This is a genomic window from Streptomyces sp. CB03234 (assembly GCF_001905885.1).
In the GTDB taxonomy this organism is placed as follows: Bacteria; Actinomycetota; Actinomycetes; order Streptomycetales; family Streptomycetaceae; genus Streptomyces.
Genome location: NZ_LIYH01000009.1, coordinates 162,827 through 182,379, shown reverse-complemented (window position 1 = coordinate 182,379; position 19,553 = coordinate 162,827). Strand labels below are relative to the sequence as shown.

Here is a 19,553-nt window from a genome sequence, read left to right as displayed (position 1 = left end):
CCGTGCTGGGCGTACTGACGTGGCGTCAGGCCAGCGTGGCGAGGGCCTGGTTGAACGTGGCCGAGGGACGCATGACCGCCGAGGCCTTGGCCGGGTCGGGGTGGTAGTAGCCGCCGATGTCGGCCGGCTTGCCCTGGACCGCGATCAGCTCGTCGACGATCTTCTGCTCATTGTCGTTGAGCGTCTGGGCGAGCGGGGCGAAGGCCTTCGCCAGCTCGGCGTCGTCGGTCTGCTTCGCCAGCTCCTGCGCCCAGTACATGGCGAGGTAGAAGTGGCTGCCCCGGTTGTCGATGCCGCCGAGGCGACGGCTCGGCGACTTGTCCTCGTTGAGGAACGTCGCCGTCGCGCGGTCCAGGGTGTCCGCCAGGACCTGGGCGCGGGCGTTGCCCGTGGTCTGGGCGAGGTGCTCGAAGCTGACCGCGAGGGCGAGGAACTCGCCCAGGCTGTCCCAGCGCAGGTAGTTCTCCTTGACCAGCTGCTGGACGTGCTTGGGCGCGGAGCCACCGGCACCGGTCTCGAACAGGCCGCCGCCGTTCATCAGCGGGACGACCGAGAGCATCTTCGCGCTCGTGCCCAGCTCCAGGATCGGGAACAGGTCGGTCAGGTAGTCACGCAGCACGTTGCCGGTGACGGAGATCGTGTTCTCGCCGCGGCGGATCCGCTCGACGGACAGCTTCGTCGCCTCGACCGGGGACATGATGCGGATGTCCAGGCCCTCGGTGTCGTGCTCCGGGAGGTACTGCTTGACCTTCTCGATGAGCACGGCGTCGTGGGCGCGGGTCTCGTCCAGCCAGAACACCGCCGGGTCGCCGGTCGCGCGGGCGCGGGTGACGGCCAGCTTCACCCAGTCCTTGATCGGCGCGTCCTTGGTCTGGCAGGCGCGGAAGATGTCACCCGCCGAAACGGCCTGCTCCAGGACGACGTTGCCGGCCTCGTCGACGAGACGGACCGTGCCCGTGGTGGGAATCTCGAAGGTCTTGTCGTGGCTGCCGTACTCCTCGGCCTTCTGCGCCATCAGACCGACGTTGGGCACCGAGCCCATGGTCGCCGGGTCGTACGCGCCGTTGGCCCGGCAGTCGTCGATGACGACCTGGTAGACGCCGGAGTAGCTGCTGTCCGGCAGCACGGCCAGCGTGTCGGCCTCCTGGCCGTCCGGGCCCCACATGTGACCGGAGGTGCGGATCATGGCCGGCATGGAGGCGTCGACGATGACGTCGGAGGGGACGTGCAGGTTGGTGATGCCCTTGTCGGAGTCCACCATGGCGAGCTCCGGCCCCTCGGCGAGCTCGGCGTCGAAGGAGGCCTTGATCTCGGCACCCTCCGGCAGGCCCTCCAGGCCCTTGTAGATGCCGCCGAGACCGTCGTTCGGCGTCAGGCCGGCCGAGGCGAGGGTCTCGCCGTACTTCGCGAACGTCTTCGGGAAGAAGGCGCGCACGACGTGACCGAAGACGATCGGGTCGGAGACCTTCATCATCGTGGCCTTGAGGTGTACGGAGAACAGCACGCCCTCCGCCTTGGCCTTGGCGACCTGGGCGGTCAGGAACTCGCGCAGGGCGGCGACCCGCATGACGGAGGCGTCGACGACCTCGCCCGCCAGGACGGGGACGGACTCGCGCAGGACGGTGGTGGTGCCGTCGTCGCCCGCGAGCTCGATACGGAGCGAGCCGGGCTCGGCGACCGTCACGGACTTCTCGGTGGAGCGGAAGTCGTTCTGGCCCATGGTGGCGACGTTGGTCTTGGAGTCGGCCGACCAGGCGCCCATGCGGTGCGGGTGGGTCTTGGCGTAGTTCTTGACCGACGCGGGGGCGCGGCGGTCGGAGTTGCCCTCGCGCAGGACCGGGTTGACGGCGCTGCCCTTGACCTTGTCGTAACGGGCGCGGATGTCCCGCTCCTCGTCCGTCTTCGGGTCGTCCGGGTAGTCCGGCAGCGCGTAGCCCTGCTCCTGCAGCTCGGCGACCGCGGCCTTCAGCTGCGGGATCGAGGCCGAGATGTTCGGCAGCTTGATGATGTTGGCCTCGGGCGTCTTGGCCAGCTCGCCGAGCTCGGCGAGCGCGTCGTCGATGCGCTGCCCCTCCTGGAGGTACTCGGGGAAGCCGGCGATGATCCGGCCCGCCAGCGAGATGTCCCGGGTCTCCACGCGGACCCCGGCCGTCGACGCGTACGCCTGGACCACGGGCAGGAACGAGTGCGTGGCCAGGGCCGGGGCCTCGTCAGTGTGTGTATAGATGATGGTCGAGTCAGTCACCGGGTGCTCCGCTCCACGTCTGCAACATTGCTCGACATCAAGATATCTCGTGATCGACGTCTTCTCGACAGGGGTCGGGATCCTTTCCGGAGGGCGGCGCCGGCAGGAACCCGTCGCGCACAAAGAAGCGGACATAGCGGGCGAACAGTGCGTCGTCGACCTCGGGCGGCACCACTCCGGAGCCCTCCAGCGCGCGGCGGGTGGCGGAGGAGTCGAACAGGGGGGAGTCCGACGGTGACGCCTGGTTTCCCGTCGGCGGGAGCAGACCCAGGAGCGGGTACGCCGCGTTCCCCGGGTGCCGCTCCAGGTGGCGGTGCCAGTCCGCCAGCGGCACGTCGTCCAGCCGGTAGCCCAGGGACCGCAGGCGGTCCACGATGCCCGTGAAGAGGCGGAGCCGCTCGCTGGAGACGTGGAACGTCGCCCCGGCGGCCGACGGGTCGCCGGCCAGGGCGGTGATCGCCCCGCTGACGTGGTCCACCGGCACCAGGTCGAAGTCCGAGACGTAGTCGCCAGGGGCGAGGCCCGCCTGAACGCAGCCCTTCACGAGCAGCCAGAGGAAGTCGGCCGCCTGGCACACGCCGGTCTCGCTGGAACCGGCGATCCGCGTGGGGCGGTACACCGTCACGGGCAGGCCGCGCTCCCGGGCCTGGGCGACGAGCGTCTCGGCCACCCACTTCGACTCGGCGTACCCGTTGCGCAGCAGGGTCACGTCCCCCAGCGGATGGCCGGGCAGGACGCGGCCCCTCGGCGGACCGGCCGCCGGGAAGACGCCCACGGTGGAGACGTGGTGGACGGGCACCGTGCGGTGGGCGGCGGCCAGGCGCAGGACCTCGGCGGTCCCGTCCACGTTGGCCGCCTTCAGCCGTTCGTAGCCGTACGCGAGGTTCACCTCCGCGCCCGCGTGGAACACCACGTCGACGGTGCGGGCCAGCTCGTCGAACCGGTCCTGCCCGAGCCCCAGCCGGGGCAGCGCCAGGTCGCCGGGGACCGCCCGGATCCGGTGCGCGCGGGAGTCGTCCCACAGCCCGTAGCGCTCCAGCGTGGCGCGCAGCCGCTTCTCGGCGGCCGCCGCCTCCGGGGCCCGGACCAGACAGTGGACGACGGCCCCGGTCCGCTCCAGCAGGTCACGCGACAGGAACGCGCCGAGGAACCCGGTGGCGCCCGTCAGCAGGACGTGGCGCGGGTCGCCGGCGACGTGCACCACCTCCCGCGCCGGTGTGATGTCCGGCGCGAGAGTCTCGGGGCCGATGGCCGGGGCCGCCCGCCCGCCGCCGCGGGTGGTGGCGAGCGCGGTGAGCGCCCCGAGGGTCGGGGCCGCGACGATGTCGGCGGGGCGGATGTCCAGCCCCAGCTCGGTACGGATACGGACGGACAGCCGTACCGCCAGCAGGGAGTCGCCGCCGAGCGAGAAGAAGGACCGGTCCGGGTCGAGGTCCTGGGTGCGCAGTACGTCGGCCCAGATGGCCGCCAGGGCGTGTGACGGCCGGGTGGCGGCGGCAGGGACGACACCGGCGGTGGCGGTGGCAGGGGCGGGGGCGGGCGCTGCGGGAAGCGCTGCGGTTGGCGCTGTGGGCGCGAACAGCCGGTGCACCGCCGCCCGGTCCGTCTTGCCGCTCGCGGTGAGCGGGAGGCCCGGGACGCGGACCAGCGACGCCGGGACGAGGTGGCGGGGAAGCCGCTCCAGGAGCGCCCCCCGCACCCGTTCCGGCTCGGGACCCTCCGTACCGGTCGCGGTGTAGTACGCCACGAGCCGCTTGTCGTCCGCGCCCGCACCGTCCACCAGCACCACGGCGTCGCTCACGCCTGGCACCGCCTTCAGCGCGGCCTCGACCTCGCCCGGCTCCACCCGGTAGCCACGGATCTTGACCTGGTCGTCGTCGCGCCCGAGGAACTCGATCGTGCCGTCCGCCAGGAACCGTCCCCGATCCCCCGTGCGATAGAGCAGGCCGCCGGACCGGCCCGGCGCGAAGGGGTCGGGCACGAACCGGCGGGCCCGCGCGGCCTCCTCGGAGAGGTAGCCGAGGGCGACGGCGTCACCGGCGACACAGATCTCACCGACCGTGCCCACCGGGCACGGCCGGAGCCGGCCGTCCAGGACGTACACCCTGCTCCCGGGCACCGGCCGGCCTATCGAGGGGCGGTCCGGCCACGCCGAGGGCGCACCGGTGAGGGGGTGCGCCGTGACCACATGGGTCTCGGAGGGGCCGTACTGGTTCTCCAGGCGGGCCCCGGGGCAGGCGGCGGTGAAGAACCTCCGGATCGCCGGGGTCGCGTACAGCTGCTCCCCGGCCGTGATCACCTCGCGGAGGCTCGCGGCGGAGCGGCCGGCGGCGACGGCGTACTCGGCGAGCTGCTGCAGGGCCACGTAGGGGACGAAGAGGCGGTCGACCGCGTGCCGCTCGATGAGGTCGAGCAGGCGGTGCGGGTCGCCGCGCGTGCCGTCGTCCGCCAGGACGAGCGCCCCGCCGCTCGCCCAGGTGGCGAACGCCTCCTGGAACGCCACGTCGAAGCCGGGCGGCGCGAACTGGAGCGTGCGCGATCCGGCGCCGGCGGCCGAGGCACGGCACTGCCAGTCCAGGAGCGCCGCCAGGGAGCGGTGGGGCAGGGCCACGCCCTTGGGGCGCCCGGTAGAGCCGGAGGTGTACACGACGTACGCCGGGTCCTCGGGGGACGTCCTGGGCAGGGGCCCGAGGGGCTCGCACCGGGGAGCGTCGTCCAGGAAGAGGACGCGTACGCCGGTGCCGGCCGGGGGCGCCGCTGCCGCGCGGGTGGCCAGCACGGCCGCCATGCGGCTGTCACGGATCATGAAGAAGGCGCGTTCGGCCGGGAGGGAGGGGTCCAGGGGGACACACGCGGCGCCCGCCCTGAGCACGCCCAGGACGGCGACGAGGGCGTCGATCGACCGGCCGATGCGGATACCTATCCGCTTCCGGGCCAGCCCTTCGGAGACCAGCCACCCGGCCAGGGCGTCGGCGGCGGCCGACAGCTCTGCGTACGTCAGGGTCCGCTCGCCGTGCACGACCGCCGGGGCGTCCGGAGTCCGCCGCGCGGTCCGGGCCACCAGCTCATGGGCGTGCGGCAGGGGCAGCGGTCCCGCCGGCTCGGGGCCACGCGGCAGCGTGTCGGTCACCAGCCGCCGTTCCGCCTCGGGCATGAGGACCAGGTCGTCCAGGGCCGCGTCCGGGTTCCGGGCGGCGTCGGCCAGCAGGGCCAGGAAGCGCTCGGCCAGGCGGTGCGCGCTCGACGGGTCGAGGACCCCGGTCGCGTACTCCATCAGGGCCCGGTAACCGCCCTCATGGGGGACGAGCTCCAGGAACAGGTCGAACTTCGCGGTGCCGTTGTGGCCGTAGAGGCGCTCGGCGGACACGCCTGGCAGTTGCAGCCCGGGAGCGCCGGCGTCGTCGACCGTGAACACCACCTGGAACAGCGGGAACCGGCCCGGCACCCGCTCGCCCGCCAGCTCCGCGACCAGCCGGCTGTGCGGAACATGACGGTGCGCCATGGCCCCGCGTACGCATGCGGCGCTCTCCTTGACGAGCTCCCGGAACGTCTGTCCCGTCCGGACGCGCTGACGCAGCGGCATGACATCGCTGAGGCAGGCGATCAGCGGTTCCAGTTCCAGCCGGTCCCGCCGGGTGACCGGGGTGCCCAGCACGATGTCGTCCTGGCCGCCGAGCCGCGCCACAAGGGCGGTCAGGGCGGCGGTGAACAGTACGAAGGGCGTCGTACGGAGCCGGCGGCAGGCCGCGCGTACGGCATCGGCCAGGTCGGGGCCCACGGCGAACTCGACGAGCCCGCCCCGGTGGTCCGGTACGGCAGGGCGGGGCCGGTCCAGCGGGACCGTGGACTCGGCGGGAGCGCCGTCCAGCGTCCGGCGCCAGTACTCCATGGCCACGTCCTGCGCGTCCCGCACGTCCTGCGCGTCCTGCGCGTCCTGCACGTCCCGCACGTCGCGCACGTCCCGCGCGTCCCGCGCGGCTCCTCGTTGGGCGCGGGCGTAGGCGCCGTACGTCGTGGGCAGCTCCGGCAGTCCGGGTGCGCGGCGCTCGACGGCGGCCCGGTACAGCTCGCTCAACTCCTGGTCGAGGAGGCGGAACGACCACCCGTCGATGGCCGCGTGGTGCAGCGCGACCGCCAGGACGGCGTCCCGCTCACCGGTGCGCAGCAGCGTCGCCCGCAGCAGCGGCGGCCGGTCGGCGGGCAGCGGCCCGCAGACGGCTGCCCGGACCGCCTCGGCCAGCGCGTCCGGCGCGCCGGGGGCGACCCGGCGGACGGCGAGCGGAACCGGGGCCGGCGGGGACACCCGCTGCACGGTCCGGCCGCCCTCCAGGACCAGGGCCGTGCGCAGGGGCTCGTGCCGTGCGACGACGCCCGTCAGCGCCGCCCGGACGGCCGGGACGTCGATGTCGCCGCGCAGGCGGTGGATCCATGACTCGACGTAACGTCCGGCTCCCGCCTGGAACTGGTCGTTGAGCCAGATCGACTCTTGCTCGAACGACATCGGGTGAGTGACCGCGTCATGGGTGCCGAACGTGGTCACGCGCCGGCCTCCCCCGCGCCGTTGCCCGGCCGGAGCGCGCGCAGCAGCGCCGGCCGGTCCAGTTTCCCGTTGGCGGTCAGTGGCAGGGCCGCCCGCCTGCGCACCAGCTCGGGTACGAGATGGCGGGGCAGCCTGGCGGCCAGTTCCCGGCGCACCGCCTGGGGCCGCAGCGAGTCGTGGGCGGGCGCGTCCGTGTAGAACAGCGCGAGGCGCTCGTAGCCTCCGTTCGCGCCGGGGACGGGGACGACCGCGCAGTCGGCCACGCCGGGCACGGTCCGTACGACGGCTTCCACCTCCTCCGGCTCGACCCGGTGGCCGCGTACCTTCACCTGCCGGTCGGCGCGGCCGGTGAAGTGCACGACGCCGTCACCGTCCTGGAACCCCAGGTCCCCGGTCCGGTACACCCGGGTGGGTACGCCGTCGACGGTGACGGTCGGGAACACGCGGGCGGTCAGCTCCGCGTCGCCCAGATAGCCCAGCGCGATGCCGTCACCCGAGACGCAGATCTCACCCGTGGTGCCCGGCGCCGCCGGCCGCCCGTCCTCCGTCAGGATGTGCACCCCGCGGCCCGGTACCGGGTCGCCGACCGGGATCCCGGACGGGACGTCGCAGTCGGAGCGGCGTACGCGGCGGGCCGTGGTGAAGACACAGGTCTCGACGGGTCCGTAACCGTTGGTCAGTTCGATGGCCGGGTGGCGGTCGAGGAAGGCGCGCACCCGGGGGACGGAGAGCCGTTCACCGCCCGTCAGCACATGGCGCAGCCCCTCGAAGCAGCCGGGGTCCTCGTCGACGAAGAGGTGGAACAGCGACGCGGTGAGCCAGACCGTGTCCACCGCTTCGCGCTCGACGAGGGCGCGCAGCGTACCGGGGAGCAGGTAGCCGCCGTCGAGCAGCACACTGGTCCCGCCGTTGATCAGCGGCCCCCAGACCTCCAGGGTGAAACCGTCCCAGGACACGGGTGCCGCTTGCGGCATCACCGGAGCCCTCACGCCGCCGGGGCCGAACGGTTCGAAGGAGCCGTCGAACAGGCTGAGCGTGGCACGGTGCCCGGACACGACCGCCTTGGGACGGCCGGTGGTGCCGGAGGTGAAGAAGACCGTGGCGGGGCAGGAGCCGTCCACCGGCGGCCGCGCCCCGTGTCCGGGTCCTCGGTGGGCCGCTTCCCGGGGGAGGAGACCGCGCGCCGAGGGGGAGCACAGCGCGCCCTCCCAGCCGTCCCACGGGTCCGGCGCCACGGTCACGCGGGGCGTGAGCATGCCTGCCACCGCGCGCAGCCGCTCGACGGGCCAGCCGGGATCCAGGGCCGCGTACGCCGCCCCCGTCTTCAGTACGCCGAGGAGCGCCGCCACCAGCGTCGCCGAACGCTCCAGCACGACCGGCACGAACGTGCCCGGTCCGGCCCCCCGGTCCAGGAGTTCGGCGGCCCACGCGTCGGCCGCCGCGTCCAGTTCGGCGTAGCCGACGCGCCGCGCGCCGTCGACCAGGGCGATCGCGTCGGGGCTGTGCTCGGCGTGCCGCCGGACGGCCTCGTGGATCAGGGAGGGCCCGCCGGCGTCCGTCGCGGGGCCACCGGAGGCGCGGTGCTCCGGAGCGGTGCGGGGAGCCGGGGCGGCGTCGGGTGCCACGGCGGCGCGGGTCATCGGGCGCCCCCGGCGGGGGCCACGGCCGAGGCGAACGCGGCGAGGTCCTCGCTGTCGAGCAGGGTCTCGGGCGGGATGTCCACGCCCAGTTCGCGGCCGACGCGCAGGCATATGCGTATCGCGTCCAGGGAGGTGCCACCGAAGTCGTAGAAGCTGTCCGTCAGCCGGTGGGGCCCGGCGCCCGTCACCTCTGCCACGACGGACAGCACGACGTCCACGACATGTTCGGCGGGCGAGGCGCTCTCAGTGCTCACGTGCGGGGCTGACACCCTGGATGTCCCTTCTGGTCTCTTCTGCTCTCTCGGCTTGAATCCGCCACTGCCGGACGGGTGTTGTCGAACACGTCCGGCGGACCTTCGCACATCCTGCCCCATGGCCCGATGTGGCCGTTTCCGTGGAGGGGCGGTTTCCGGCCGCGGCTCATACGGAAGCCTTCTCTTCACTGGAACCGTGCCGGAGCGGAGTCCCTGTGCAGCAGCACCCCCATCACCACCATGAACGTGAGGCCCGGCAGCACCCCGCCCGTGCGGCCCGGCGCAGCCGGATCCACCAGGGCGTCGGAACCGTGATCGCCGGTACGGTGGCGGCCGCAGCGGTGGTCACCGGGACGCTCATGGCCCGGGACACGGGCGGCGGCTCCGATGCCGTCCGGGCGGACGCGCAGGGCACCCCCACACCCACCCCCACCCCCATCCCCATCCCCGGCCGGGGCGCCAGCACGCCCCGCGCGGGAGGCGCCGAGGCTCTCGGCGCGGCCTCCGGGTACGCCCAGCGGGTCGTCTCCCTGACCAACGCCGAGCGCGCGCGGGCGGGTTGCCCGCCCCTGCGCGTCAACAGCCGCCTCCGGAGAGCCGCACAGGGCCACGCCGACGACATGGCCGCCCGCGACTACTACGCGCACAAGAACCCCGAGGGGCGAGACGCGGGCGACCGGATGGAGGCGGCCGGCTACGACTGGCGCACCTGGGGCGAGAACATCCACCGCGGGCCGAAGGACCCCGCCCGCGCCGTGCGCGACTGGCTGGCCAGCTCGGGGCACCGCGAGAACATCGTCAACTGCGCGTTCAGGGACATCGGGGTGGGCGTGAACCTCCGCTCCAACGGGCCCTGGTGGGTCCAGAACTTCGGCGTCGCGGGATGACCGGAACGGGGCGGGAACCGGCGGACACCGGCGCCGTCAGCGGCGCCGTCACCGGTGCTGGATCCGCGCGGCCCTCGCGCCGATGTCGGGCAGCCTGGCGTACAGGGCGTCGCCCGGACAGCGGGTGGGGTAGCCGTCGGTGTGGCCGCCGACCACCGGCAGCACCGCCTTCGTCCCCTTCGGGTAGCGCGACTCGTCGTGCGTGGACACCAGGGCGACGCTGCCGCGCGGATCGGGAGCCCGGGGGCCGAGCTTCCAGGCGACCAGCCGCGCGATCGCGTCGAGCATCGGCTCCGGCACGGTCGCGCCGGGCGTGAACGTGCCGATCGCGGCGATGCCGACCGTCCCCTCGTTGAACCCCTTGGTGTGCGCCCCGATCACGGGCCGGTCGACCCCGCCCGCCCGGCCCTCGTAGATGGTGCCGCACGCGTCGACGAGGAAGTTGTAGCCGATGTCGTCCCACTGCCGGCCGTAGGCGTGCCCCGCGTACAGATCGCGGAGCATGCGCGGCACGGTCGCGCAGTCGTAGCCGTTCGGGGTGCTGGTGTGGTGGATGACGGCGGCCTTCACGGCAGGCGCGTAGCGGGCGCCGGGCGCGGTGTCCACGCTCTCGGCGTGCCACGCCCGGCGCGGCACGATGGCGGGCCTCGGCGCCTGGTGGCGGGCGCGCTGCGCCTGTTCCCGCCCCGGCGACGAGGAGGCGCTGCCCAGCGGCGCCCCGGGCCGGTTCACGCACAGCGACGTGGCCGCGAGGAGTACGAGCACCGCCAGCGCGGCGGCGGTACGGTACCGGCGCCTCCGCATGAGCTGCATGCTGCACCCTCCGCTCCTCGGCTCTTCGCGGCCGCGGTGGTGCCGCACCCCGCCGGTGACCGGCGTCGCCACGGCCATCGTCACCGGGCCGCCGCCACCCGCGCCCGCCGGATTGCTCCGAGTGGGGCTACGCCTGCCGCTCGGCCGGCTTGCGGGCCAGCACGTACGCCTGCGGGGTCCTCTCCGTCGCGTACGCCTCCCGCACCAGCCGCGCCTCCACGGCGAACCCGGCCCCGACCAGCAGGTCGGCGAGACGGTCCGGCGACCAGCGGTGGAAGTCCAGCGCGATGGTGCGGCCGAACGCCTCCGTCATGCGCAGCGGCTCGTCGCCGACCTGGAAGGCGAGCAGCAGGTGCCCGCCCGGGGCCAGCACCCGGTGGAACTCGGCCAGCACCCCCGGCACGTGCTCGGGCTCGATGTGGATGAGCGAGTACCAGGCGACGAGGCCGCCGAGTACGCCGTCCTTCAGGTCCAGATCGGTCATCGACCCCTCGTCGAACCGCAGGTGCGGATACGCCCGCCTGGCCGGTTCCAGCATCCCGGGCGACAGGTCGACGCCGAAGACGTCCAGTCCCTGGGAGTGCAGACGCGCCGCGATCCGGCCGGTGCCGCAGCCGATGTCGGCGACCCGCCCGCCCCCGGTGCTCCGCACGGTTTCGGCGAAGGCGGCGAGCATCGCGCGGTCGAGCGGCTTGGCGTCGAGGTCCCCGCGGACGTATTCCTCGTAATCGGCGGCGATGGCGTCGTAGGACTGTCGGGTGTCCCGTACCCAGGGTGCTTCGGTCATGGCTCACGACCGTAGCGGTCGGTGGCGAACGGGCCGCCGGTGCCGGGTGATTGTCAGTGGCGCCTTCTACCGTTCAGGAAGTGGGACGCGCGGAACAGGCCGCGAGGTCAGTCCTGGGGAGGCTGCTGTGACGGATGAGGGGTTCGAGGCCGCGACCGGGGACGGCCCCGCCCCGTCGGAGACGGCCGGGGCGACGGGCGGGGCGTCGGGCGGGGCGGCGGGGCGCAGGGCCGCCGAGGTGCGGGTGGCGTTCGAGGGGCTGCTGCAGATCCGGCGCCTGACCAATACGGCGGGCGGCGACCCGGCGGCGGTGCCCGCCGTATGGGAGCGCAACCGCCCGGTCCGGGCGGTCGCCCTGGCTCTGGAGGCCGCCGGGCTCGCGCCCTCGGCCGTCGACGCGGAAGGGCGGCGCGTGGCGACGGGGTACCGCGTGGGGCCGGGGGAGGCGCCGGGGACGGTACGGGTGGAATGGCTGGGCCCACCGGGTGGCGGTGCCGCCCAGGAGGAGGAGAGCGCCCTCGGCGAGTGCGCCCGCGTCCTGGTCCGGCTGGGCTGGGAGGCCCTGTTGTACCGGGGCCCGCGCAAACGCCGCTTCCTGGAGGTCGAGGCGCTGCCGCCCGCCGAGCAGCGCCGACCGGGCCGGTGACCCGTACGGCGCAGCAACACGGTTCGCGCGGGACGTCCCGGGCCCACAGTGGAACCGTACGTACCTGATGCCTGATGCCCTCACGCCCGGGAGACCCCATGAGCGCCATCAACCGACGCGACCTCGGCCTGTTCGTCCTCCGCGTCGGTACCGGAGCGGTGCTCGCGGCGCACGGGGCGCAGAAGCTGTTCGGCTGGTTCGGCGGCGGAGGCCTCGACGGCACGTCCAAGGCGATGGAGGCGATGGGCTTCCGGCCCGGACGGCAGAGCGCCGTCGCCGCCGGTCTCGGTGAGGCGGGCGGCGGGACGCTGCTGATGCTCGGGCTCGCCACCCCCGCCGCCGGGGCGGCAGCGGCGGGCGCGATGGCCGGTGCGGTCGCGGTGCACGCCCCGGCCGGGTTCTTCAACCAGTCCGGCGGATACGAGTACCCCGCCTACCTCGGCTTCACGGCAGCGGCCATCGGGGTCACCGGCGCCGGCCGGTACTCCCTCGACCACGCCACGGGTCACCGTTTCGACCAGCCGTGGACGCTGGCGGCGGCGTTCGTCGGCAGCGCCCTGGCCGCGGCGGCCGTGGTCGGCAAGCGGGCCAAGGACCAACTGGCCGGAGCCGGCGACGACGGCGGGGACGGCGGCGACGGCGGTGACGGGGACGGCGGGGACGCCTGAACCGGCCCCGTCCGGTTCAGCCGTGGTCCAACCGGGTCACCAGTAATGACGCCGTCCGCCGACCGCGTGCCCCAGGGCGCCCAGCACCCACAGGACCGCTCCGATCACGACCAGGATGAGTCCGATGGTCCACAGAATGCTGATGCCGGCGACGGCACCGATGATGAGCAGGACGAGGCCCAGGATGATCATGACGCCTCCGATCAGGGAGAGTCCTACTACACAAGAGGTCCCCGATCGGAGCGGGAGCAAACCGTACAAATAACCCAAGTCTGTATGGCCGGCTGCTACCTTTCGTGATCAATTGATCATCTTGTGCCATCAAGGGGAGCGCGCGTGAAGGTCGCCTGCGTCGGTGGCGGGCCCGCCGGCCTGTACTTCTCGATCCTGATGAAGCTGCGGGACCCCTCCCACGACATCACCGTCCACGAGCGCAACCCGGCCGGCTCGACGTACGGCTGGGGAGTCACCTACTGGGCGGGCCTGCTCGACACGCTCCACCGCCACGACCCCGTCTCGGCACGCGCCATCCACGAGAACTCGGTCCGCTGGAGCGACGGAGTGGCACACGTCCGCGACCGCACGACCGTGCACCACGGGGACCCGGGGTTCGGCATCGGCCGTCGCACCCTGCTGGACATCCTCGCCGGGCGGGCCCGGTCCCTCGGCGTGCGCATCGCGTTCCAGCAGCCGGTCGCCGACATGACCGAACCGGTGCGGGCCGACCTGATCGTCGCCGGCGACGGGGCCAACAGCGGGCTGCGCGGCCGCCACGCCGGCCACTTCGGCACCGACATCACGGTCGGGCGCAACAAGTACGTCTGGCTCGGCACCACCAAGGTCTTCGACGCCTTCACCTTCGCCTTCGTCGAGACGGCGCACGGCTGGATCTGGTGCTACGGCTACCGGTACGGCGAGCACCACAGCACCTGCGTCGTCGAGTGTTCCCCCGCCACCTGGACCGGCCTCGGCCTCCACGAGGCGAGCCACGCCGACGGCCTCGCCCTGCTGGAGCGCCTCTTCGCCGGGCCCCTGGACGGCCACCCGCTGATCGGCCGCGCCCACGCCGACGGCAGCGCGCGATGGCTGAACTTCCGTACCGTGACCAACCGGACCTGGTACCGGGACAACCTCGTCCTGATCGGCGATGCCGCGCACACCACCCACTACTCCATTGGCGCCGGCACCACCCTCGCCCTGGAGGACGCCATCACGCTCGCCGACGCCCTGCACGACAGCCCCCGCCTCCAGCCCGCCCTCGCCCGCTACGAGCGGGAACGCCGCTCGGCCCTCGTCCCCGCCCAGAGCGCGGCCCGTTACAGCGCCCAGTGGTACGAGAACCTGCCGCGCTACATCGACCTGGCACCGCCGGAGATGTTCGCCCTGCTCGGCCAGCGGCATTCGCCCCTGCTGCCGTACATCCCGCCGCAGTTGTACTACCGGATCGACCGGGCCGCCGGACAACTCCAAGCGCTGCGCAGGCTCAAGCGCTGGCTGGGACCGAGGCTCGTTCGAACCGTCGCGGGCGTCAACCGCGGACCGGCCCGGGGCGGAAGTCCGCGCCGGGACGCTTGAGGGAGTTCAGGGGTCGGTCCGGAGTTCCGGACGGGCGGCGGACCCCGCACACTGATCTCTGTGAACGAGGGAAGAAGCGACCATCCGGACCACGACCGCGCACATGACGACGCCGATGTGCCGCGCAAGGGCCGCGTGTGGCTCATGGCGTTGCTGGTCCCCGCCGTGGGGGCGGCCGGGGGCGCGGCGGGGCCGCTGTTCCGGGGCGCCCGGGACGCGACGTACGGAGGCGGTCCGCTGCTCGTGGTCACGGCGGTCGTGGCCTTCCTTCTCTGCTTCGCCCTCGTCTCGCTCAGCGCCATCTGGCTCCTCGAGAAGGCCTCGCTCGTGGTCGCCCACGTCAGGGCCAACCGTGACCACCGCCGCACCTCACGAAGAACACCCTGACCGGCGCCCGCCGACGAAAGCACGCGCGTGCCGTGACCCCTCACAGGTCACGGCACGCGCCCCCACGGCCCGGCGGCGCCGGTCTCCAGCGCGCCGGTCTCCAACGCGCCGGTCTCAGACGCGCTGCCAGAGCGCCGGGACGTTCGGCGGCTCCCAGCCGGCCTGCGCCTGGTGGCCCTGCAGACAGCGGTACGCGACGCCGCCGTACGTCACCTGGTCGCCCGCCCGGTAGACGGTGCCCGCCGCCCACGTGCCGCCCGGCTCCCCCGGGTCGCCCGGGTCACCGGGATCACCCGGGTCACCGGGGCCCGTGGTCGTCTTCAGCGTCAGCCCGTACGCCTGCAACAGCGGGTTGATCGGCTGGTGGTACGTCGTGCCGCCGGTGCGGCAGTTGCCCGAGCCGCCCGACGTGACGCCCTGGGCCTGGCTGCCGGAGATGTACGAGCCGCCCGAGTCGCCCGGCTCGGCGCACACGGAGGTACGGGTCACCCCGGTGATGGTGCCCTCCGGGTACGTCACGCTCGTGTTGTGCTGCTGGATGGTGCCGCAGTGCCAGCCGGTTGTGGAGCCCGAGCGGCAGATCGAGGCGCCGACCGGCTGCTGCACCGAGCCGGTCACCTGGACGTTCGCGCCGCCCGCGCCCTTCACGTACGGCGTCGCCGTCCAGTTGGTGTTCGTCGCCACCCAGGCCATGTCCCGGCCGGGGAACGTGGACGCCTGGAACGTGCCCTGTGCCACCTGGTTGTACCCGCTCGTCGTGGTGCCCGCCCGGCCGCAGTGCCCGGCCGTCGCGAAGCCCTGCTGCGTACCCCGCGTGATCGCGAAGCCCACCGAGCAGCGGCCCGAGCCGCCCATGTAGTACGCGTCGCCGCCCCTGATGTCGTACAGCGGACGCGGCTGTTCGTCCGTCGGGACGACCCGTATCCGCGACCGGTCGACGCCGCCCGCGCGGGCGATCAGCGACTCGGCCGCGGCCGGCTCCACGGCGCGGACCACCACGGAATTGGTACGGACGTCGACGTACCAGACGGGCACGCCGGTGTCGGCGGCGCGCCGCGCGGCACGGTCCAGGGCGGCCTTGGTGCCGTCGAGCGCGGCGAGGCTGTGCGGGACGACGACGGCCTCGGCGCCGCTCGCCGCTATCGCCGCCGCGTCGGCGGCCCGGGTGGTGGCCACGGTGAGGACCGACGATTCGTCACCCTCCACCCAGGCGCCCGCGTACGAGGTGGCCAGCCGCTGCTGGAGGCGGGCGGCGGTGGCGCCCGCCTCCGCCTCGTTGGTGAGCCGCCGCTGCGCCTGGGCGCGCGTGAGGCCCAGGTCCCGCTGCATGGAGGCGAGGACGTCCGGCGGTACGGCGGACACGGCGAGGGTCTCCGCCGCCGAACGGGCCGCCGAACGGGCCGCCGAACCGGGCGGCTCGGCCGTGGGCGCGGCCACGGCGCCTTGCAGCGCGGTCAGCACCAGCGCGCCCACGGTGGCGGCACCCACGCACGCGGCCCTGGCGTGTCTGTGGAACATGGGGGAGTCTCCTCGGTCTCGGGGGGAGGGGAGGTGTGGCGGTGTGCCGAAACCGTAGGGAGAGCGGACCCGGTCGGAGGAGATGTCAGCCGGCCCCCTGCACGGCGTTATGGACCGGGAGGGAACGGGATGCCAGCCAGCGCGGGTAGCTGGTGCTGCGGGCCACCGCGGCCCGGTGCGCCTCGCGGACGTGGTCCACGACGAACGGCGCGCCCGCCGCGGCGGGCGCCTCCGGGTGCCAGCCGAGCAGGTGCCGCCACACCAGGGGCGTGCCCGCCAGCGGCCGGGTCACCATACCGGGTGTGTCGGGAAACGTGGCGCGGCACAGGCCGACGGCCCGGCCCACCTGGACGAGGTGGACGCACGACGCGGTGTCCGTCTCGTACACGGTCGCCGGGGTGAAGCCGGCGCGGACGCACGCGGCGGCGAAGCAGTCCGCGAAGCACCCGTCACCGGGCACGTCCGTCCACGCCTCCGCCGCCAGCTCGCCGAGCTCGACCTCCGGCCGGGCGGCGAGGGGATGGCCGGCGGCCAGCATCACGAACACCGGGTCGCGCGCCACCTCCGTCCACGCCAGCCGTCCGGACTCCGGCGGGGTGCTCTCCCCGCACGTACCGATCAGCGCGTAGTCGAGCCGGCCTTCCGCCGCGGACGCCGCGATCTCCCGTTCCGACCAGGACGTGTGCGTGACCACGCCGATGCCCGGCTCGGCCGACGCGATCCGGTCGACGAGCCCTCCCAGCAGCGGCCCGTGCGTGCCACCGATACGGAAGGCACGCCGCCGCCCGTCTCCGGGCGACCCCGACCGGGCGAAACGTACGGCCTCCTGCTGCAGTTCGTTCACGGCGGGCAGGACGACCCGGGCCCGGTCGAGCACCAGGGCGCCGAGTGCCGTCGTGCGCACTCCGGTGCGCCCGCGCTCGAACAGCACGCCGCCGAGCGAACGTTCGATCCTCCTCAGCTGGGCGCTGAGAGCCGGCTGCGCCAGGCCGAGCGCGGTGGCCGCCTTGGTGAGACTTCCCGCGTCGGCGATGGCCCTGATCGTCCTGAGGTGCCGCAACTCCAGTTCCATGGGGGCAGCTTGACGCCGAGGCGAACAGCACGGCAATACAAAGGTCCGGACCAATCGGGTCCCCCGAGGAGAACGCGGGGAATGCGGGCCGGGCGGGTCTGTGTGACGCTGGCGGCGAGACGAGTCTTCCCGCGGGACGGAGAGGGTCATGAACCAGCTCGGAGACAAGCCCGAAGAGGTGCGCAAGCGGCTGGAGGAGGAGAAGCGGCAGGCCCGGCGGCAGCGCGACGAGGGCGGCCGCGGCGCCGGAGGCCGAGCGGAGGACCGGGCGGAGGAGCCGCCGGAGCCCGCCCCGCCGAAAGGGCCGGTGCCCGGCGACGCGCTGCGCGACAGGCACCCCGACGCCGAGGAGCGCCAGTAGGGCTCGGGGAGAATTGGTAACGTAGGGCCACACGGCGGTTACGCGGGGGTGGGTGAATTGGGCGTGCTCGCGAGCGAGGAGCACCATCCCGGGACGCTTCCCGTGCAGCACATGGGCTCCGGACACCACGCGTTCCTGTGCTACGACGACGATGCGCCCGGCTGGGACGTGCTGGCCGCGTTCGTCTGGTCCGGACTGGCCCGTGGCGAGAAGGTCATCGTCTTCGGACCGCCGCGTCTGACCGAGGCACAGGTCCGGTCGCGGCTGCAGGAGGCCCCAGGGCTGCTGGTCGCGTCCGGGTACGAGAGGGCCCAACTGGAGCTGAGCAGCATGCGGGAACTGATCCTGCCCGCGCGGCGGTTCACCGCCGACCGGCAGTGGCAGCGCATCGTCGAGGAGTCCGAGACCGCCCGCGACGAGGGGTACACCGGACTGCGCACGTACATCGACATGGGCTGGGTCGCGGACCTCGGCGCCGATCTCGACATGATGATGGACCGTGAGCGCCGGGCCGGCCACCTCTTCACCGACGGCTTCTACAGCGAGATCTGCGCGTACGACCGGCGGCGCTTCCCCGAGCCGGTCCTGGACGCCATGTGCCGGGCACACCCGCAGAACCTGCTGCCCCGGATCGGCCATCTGCGGTGCCGGCACGACAACGGCACGCTGCAGGTGATCGGCGAGGCGGACGTGGCGACGTACGGGCAGTTCGCCCAGGCTCTCGCCGACCTGCTCCGCACCCCCGCGCCGCCGCCCGGCCTCTCCACCCGAACGGTCGACCTGCTGCGCACCGGGTTCCTCGGCGCCGAGTGCGCGACCGAGCTCGTCCGCCTCCTCGACCGGGCGCCCGCCGACAGGCCCGTACGGATCCGCTGCTCCGAGCGGCACGCGACGCTGCTGTGCCGCATCGGCGCGGACCCGGCCGCCCTCGATGTGACGGGGTAGGCCATGACCCTGGACTCCGCCGGGGGGCGGCCCGGCATCGGTGAAGAGCTCCTGCTGCACCGCCGTTTCGGCGGCGCGGACATCCCGCGGCTCCGCGTGCTGGTGGAGGGCTACGCGGCCCTGACCGGCCTCCCGGACTGCCGGCGCGGCGACTTCGTGGTGGCCATGGACGCCGTGGCGGGCAACGTCGTCCAGCACGCGGGCGGGCATGGCGTCCTCGTACTGGCCAGGACGCCGGAGGAACTGGAGTGCCGCGTCTCCGACCGGGGCCCCGGCTTCACCGAGGACGTCATCCCGGACCTGGCCCCCGGCCTCAACGGCGCCTGCCACGGGCGGGGCCTGTGGCTCACCCGTCTGATCACCGACCGCCTCACCATCGCCCCGGGCCCGGTCGGCAGCATCGTGACGTTCGCGATGAAGCTGCACTGACGAGCACCGGGGCGCGGGGTGGGGTCAACGCCGTCCGGTCACGGGCACACAGACCGCGCGGTCACCCCTCCGCCGCGTCCTCGGGCTCCCAGCGCAGCAGGTCTCCCGGCTGGCAGTCGAGCGCCTCGCAGAGCGCGGCGAGCGTGGCGAAGCGCACCGCCTTGGCGCGGCCGTTCTTGAGCACCGCCAGGTTGGCGGGTGTGATCCCGACGCGTTCGGCGAGCTCGCCCACGGACATCTTCCGCTTCGCCAGCATCACGTCGATGTCGACGGCGATCGGCATCAGATCACCTCGTCGAGTTCGGCCCGCATCCGCGCCGCCTCGACGTCGCGCGCGACCGCCTGGGCGAGCAGCATACGCAGCACGAGCACGATGAGCGCGACGCCCAGCACCGCCACCACGGCCCCGCAGATCAGCAGGACGATGCCCGGGGCGACGGCCTCGCCGGGCGCCAGCATGACCGCGAACGCGAACAGCAGGAGCGCGGCCGCCACGAACGCACCGATCACGATGTGCACGTACCGGAAGGCGGCATGGGAGAACACGGTTCCCTGCCGCACCATCGTCACCAGCCGCCACACGCAGACCAGGACGACCTGGGCCGTCACGAGGCCCAGCAGCGTGATCACCACGAACGGGACGCGCAGGTGCGCGAGGTCCCCGCCCGCCTCCTCCAGGTCGACGGCCAGCAGCGGCACCATCACCGCCTGGACGAACACCGAGCCGGCCAGCAGCGCCACGAGAACGGCGCGCAGCGCGAGGACTGTCAGCTGTCCCATCGTCTC

General features: G+C 73.6%; 19 protein-coding genes. 8 read left to right on the top strand and 11 right to left on the bottom strand.

Going from position 1 to position 19,553, the window contains the following annotated elements; genetic code table 11:
- Nucleotides 1-25: 25 nt before the first annotated feature.
- From AMK26_RS33500 to AMK26_RS35965, 4 genes are read right to left on the bottom strand one after another with little or no spacing between them, the layout of a single operon-like run.
- Nucleotides 26-2,245 (bottom strand): NADP-dependent isocitrate dehydrogenase, encoded by a 2,220-nt coding sequence (locus AMK26_RS33500; protein WP_073759694.1) that lies wholly within the window; start codon nt 2,243-2,245, stop codon nt 26-28.
- A 37-nt stretch (nt 2,246-2,282) separates the two neighbouring features.
- Nucleotides 2,283-6,785 (bottom strand): non-ribosomal peptide synthetase, encoded by a 4,503-nt coding sequence (locus AMK26_RS33495; protein WP_073759692.1) that lies wholly within the window; start codon nt 6,783-6,785, stop codon nt 2,283-2,285.
- Entirely contained in the window at nt 6,782-8,425 is a 1,644-nt protein-coding gene (locus tag AMK26_RS33490; RefSeq protein ID WP_073759690.1) for an amino acid adenylation domain-containing protein, read from the bottom strand. Before AMK26_RS33490 ends, AMK26_RS33495 begins: the two co-directional genes overlap by 4 nt.
- The gene (locus AMK26_RS35965) at nt 8,422-8,679 is read right to left on the bottom strand and encodes an acyl carrier protein (protein WP_158071171.1); all 258 of its coding nucleotides are present in this window, start codon (nt 8,677-8,679) and stop codon (nt 8,422-8,424) included. Before AMK26_RS35965 ends, AMK26_RS33490 begins: the two co-directional genes overlap by 4 nt.
- 215 nt (nt 8,680-8,894) lie before the next feature.
- Between AMK26_RS35965 and AMK26_RS33480 the strand changes: the two genes are divergently transcribed.
- Nucleotides 8,895-9,566: a CAP domain-containing protein gene (locus AMK26_RS33480; RefSeq protein WP_241838203.1), complete on the top strand. Its 672-nt coding sequence runs from the start codon at nt 8,895-8,897 to the stop codon at nt 9,564-9,566.
- Between the two features lie 48 nt (nt 9,567-9,614).
- Here AMK26_RS33480 and AMK26_RS33475 read toward each other — a convergent pair whose 3' ends face one another.
- Both AMK26_RS33475 and AMK26_RS33470 read right to left on the bottom strand, forming a co-directional pair.
- A complete protein-coding gene (locus tag AMK26_RS33475; RefSeq protein ID WP_073759686.1) occupies nt 9,615-10,379 on the bottom strand; it encodes a peptidoglycan recognition protein family protein in 765 nt (254 codons plus the stop codon).
- A gap of 127 nt (nt 10,380-10,506) precedes the next feature.
- Nucleotides 10,507-11,166: a class I SAM-dependent DNA methyltransferase gene (locus AMK26_RS33470; protein ID WP_073759684.1), complete on the bottom strand. Its 660-nt coding sequence runs from the start codon at nt 11,164-11,166 to the stop codon at nt 10,507-10,509.
- A 127-nt stretch (nt 11,167-11,293) separates the two neighbouring features.
- Here AMK26_RS33470 and AMK26_RS33465 point away from each other — a divergent pair, with 127 nt between their 5' ends.
- Both AMK26_RS33465 and AMK26_RS33460 read left to right on the top strand, forming a co-directional pair.
- A complete protein-coding gene (locus tag AMK26_RS33465; protein WP_073759682.1) occupies nt 11,294-11,812 on the top strand; it encodes a hypothetical protein in 519 nt (172 codons plus the stop codon).
- Between the two features lie 98 nt (nt 11,813-11,910).
- Nucleotides 11,911-12,480, top strand: coding sequence for a DoxX family protein (locus AMK26_RS33460; RefSeq protein WP_073759680.1), 570 nt, complete (start codon nt 11,911-11,913; stop codon nt 12,478-12,480).
- A gap of 36 nt (nt 12,481-12,516) precedes the next feature.
- Here AMK26_RS33460 and AMK26_RS37495 read toward each other — a convergent pair whose 3' ends face one another.
- Nucleotides 12,517-12,672: a DUF6131 family protein gene (locus AMK26_RS37495; RefSeq protein ID WP_198944231.1), complete on the bottom strand. Its 156-nt coding sequence runs from the start codon at nt 12,670-12,672 to the stop codon at nt 12,517-12,519.
- Nucleotides 12,673-12,816: 144 nt separating this feature from the next.
- Here AMK26_RS37495 and AMK26_RS33455 point away from each other — a divergent pair, with 144 nt between their 5' ends.
- Nucleotides 12,817-14,055 carry an FAD-dependent monooxygenase gene (locus tag AMK26_RS33455; protein ID WP_107421103.1) on the top strand — a complete coding sequence of 413 codons (1,239 nt, stop codon included), beginning with the start codon at nt 12,817-12,819 and terminating at the stop codon, nt 14,053-14,055.
- Between the two features lie 60 nt (nt 14,056-14,115).
- Entirely contained in the window at nt 14,116-14,442 is a 327-nt protein-coding gene (locus AMK26_RS33450; protein WP_073759678.1) for a hypothetical protein, read from the top strand.
- A 114-nt stretch (nt 14,443-14,556) separates the two neighbouring features.
- On the opposite strand, the gene AMK26_RS33445 is transcribed toward AMK26_RS33450, so the two are convergent.
- Nucleotides 14,557-15,960: a carbohydrate-binding protein gene (locus AMK26_RS33445; protein WP_073759676.1), complete on the bottom strand. Its 1,404-nt coding sequence runs from the start codon at nt 15,958-15,960 to the stop codon at nt 14,557-14,559.
- Between the two features lie 85 nt (nt 15,961-16,045).
- Entirely contained in the window at nt 16,046-17,032 is a 987-nt protein-coding gene (locus AMK26_RS33440) for a LysR family transcriptional regulator (protein WP_073759674.1), read from the bottom strand.
- 148 nt (nt 17,033-17,180) lie between these two features.
- On the opposite strand from AMK26_RS33440, the gene AMK26_RS33435 reads away from it, so the two are divergent.
- The 3 genes from AMK26_RS33435 (at nt 17,181) to AMK26_RS33425 (ending at nt 18,767) form a co-directional block, all read left to right on the top strand.
- Nucleotides 17,181-17,393, top strand: a complete 213-nt coding sequence (locus AMK26_RS33435; RefSeq protein ID WP_073759672.1) for a hypothetical protein — start codon at nt 17,181-17,183, stop codon at nt 17,391-17,393.
- Nucleotides 17,394-17,456: 63 nt separating this feature from the next.
- A complete protein-coding gene (locus AMK26_RS33430) occupies nt 17,457-18,338 on the top strand; it encodes an MEDS domain-containing protein (protein WP_143608696.1) in 882 nt (293 codons plus the stop codon).
- 3 nt (nt 18,339-18,341) lie between these two features.
- Nucleotides 18,342-18,767, top strand: a complete 426-nt coding sequence (locus AMK26_RS33425; protein ID WP_073759669.1) for an ATP-binding protein — start codon at nt 18,342-18,344, stop codon at nt 18,765-18,767.
- 61 nt (nt 18,768-18,828) lie between these two features.
- Here the strand turns inward: AMK26_RS33425 and AMK26_RS33420 are convergent, their stop codons facing one another.
- Together AMK26_RS33420 and AMK26_RS33415 are read right to left on the bottom strand one after the other, a co-directional pair.
- Entirely contained in the window at nt 18,829-19,050 is a 222-nt protein-coding gene (locus tag AMK26_RS33420) for a helix-turn-helix domain-containing protein (protein WP_073759667.1), read from the bottom strand.
- Nucleotides 19,050-19,547: a DUF2975 domain-containing protein gene (locus AMK26_RS33415; RefSeq protein ID WP_073759665.1), complete on the bottom strand. Its 498-nt coding sequence runs from the start codon at nt 19,545-19,547 to the stop codon at nt 19,050-19,052. The genes AMK26_RS33420 and AMK26_RS33415 overlap by 1 nt, the downstream gene beginning before the upstream one ends.
- Nucleotides 19,548-19,553 lie beyond the last annotated feature (6 nt).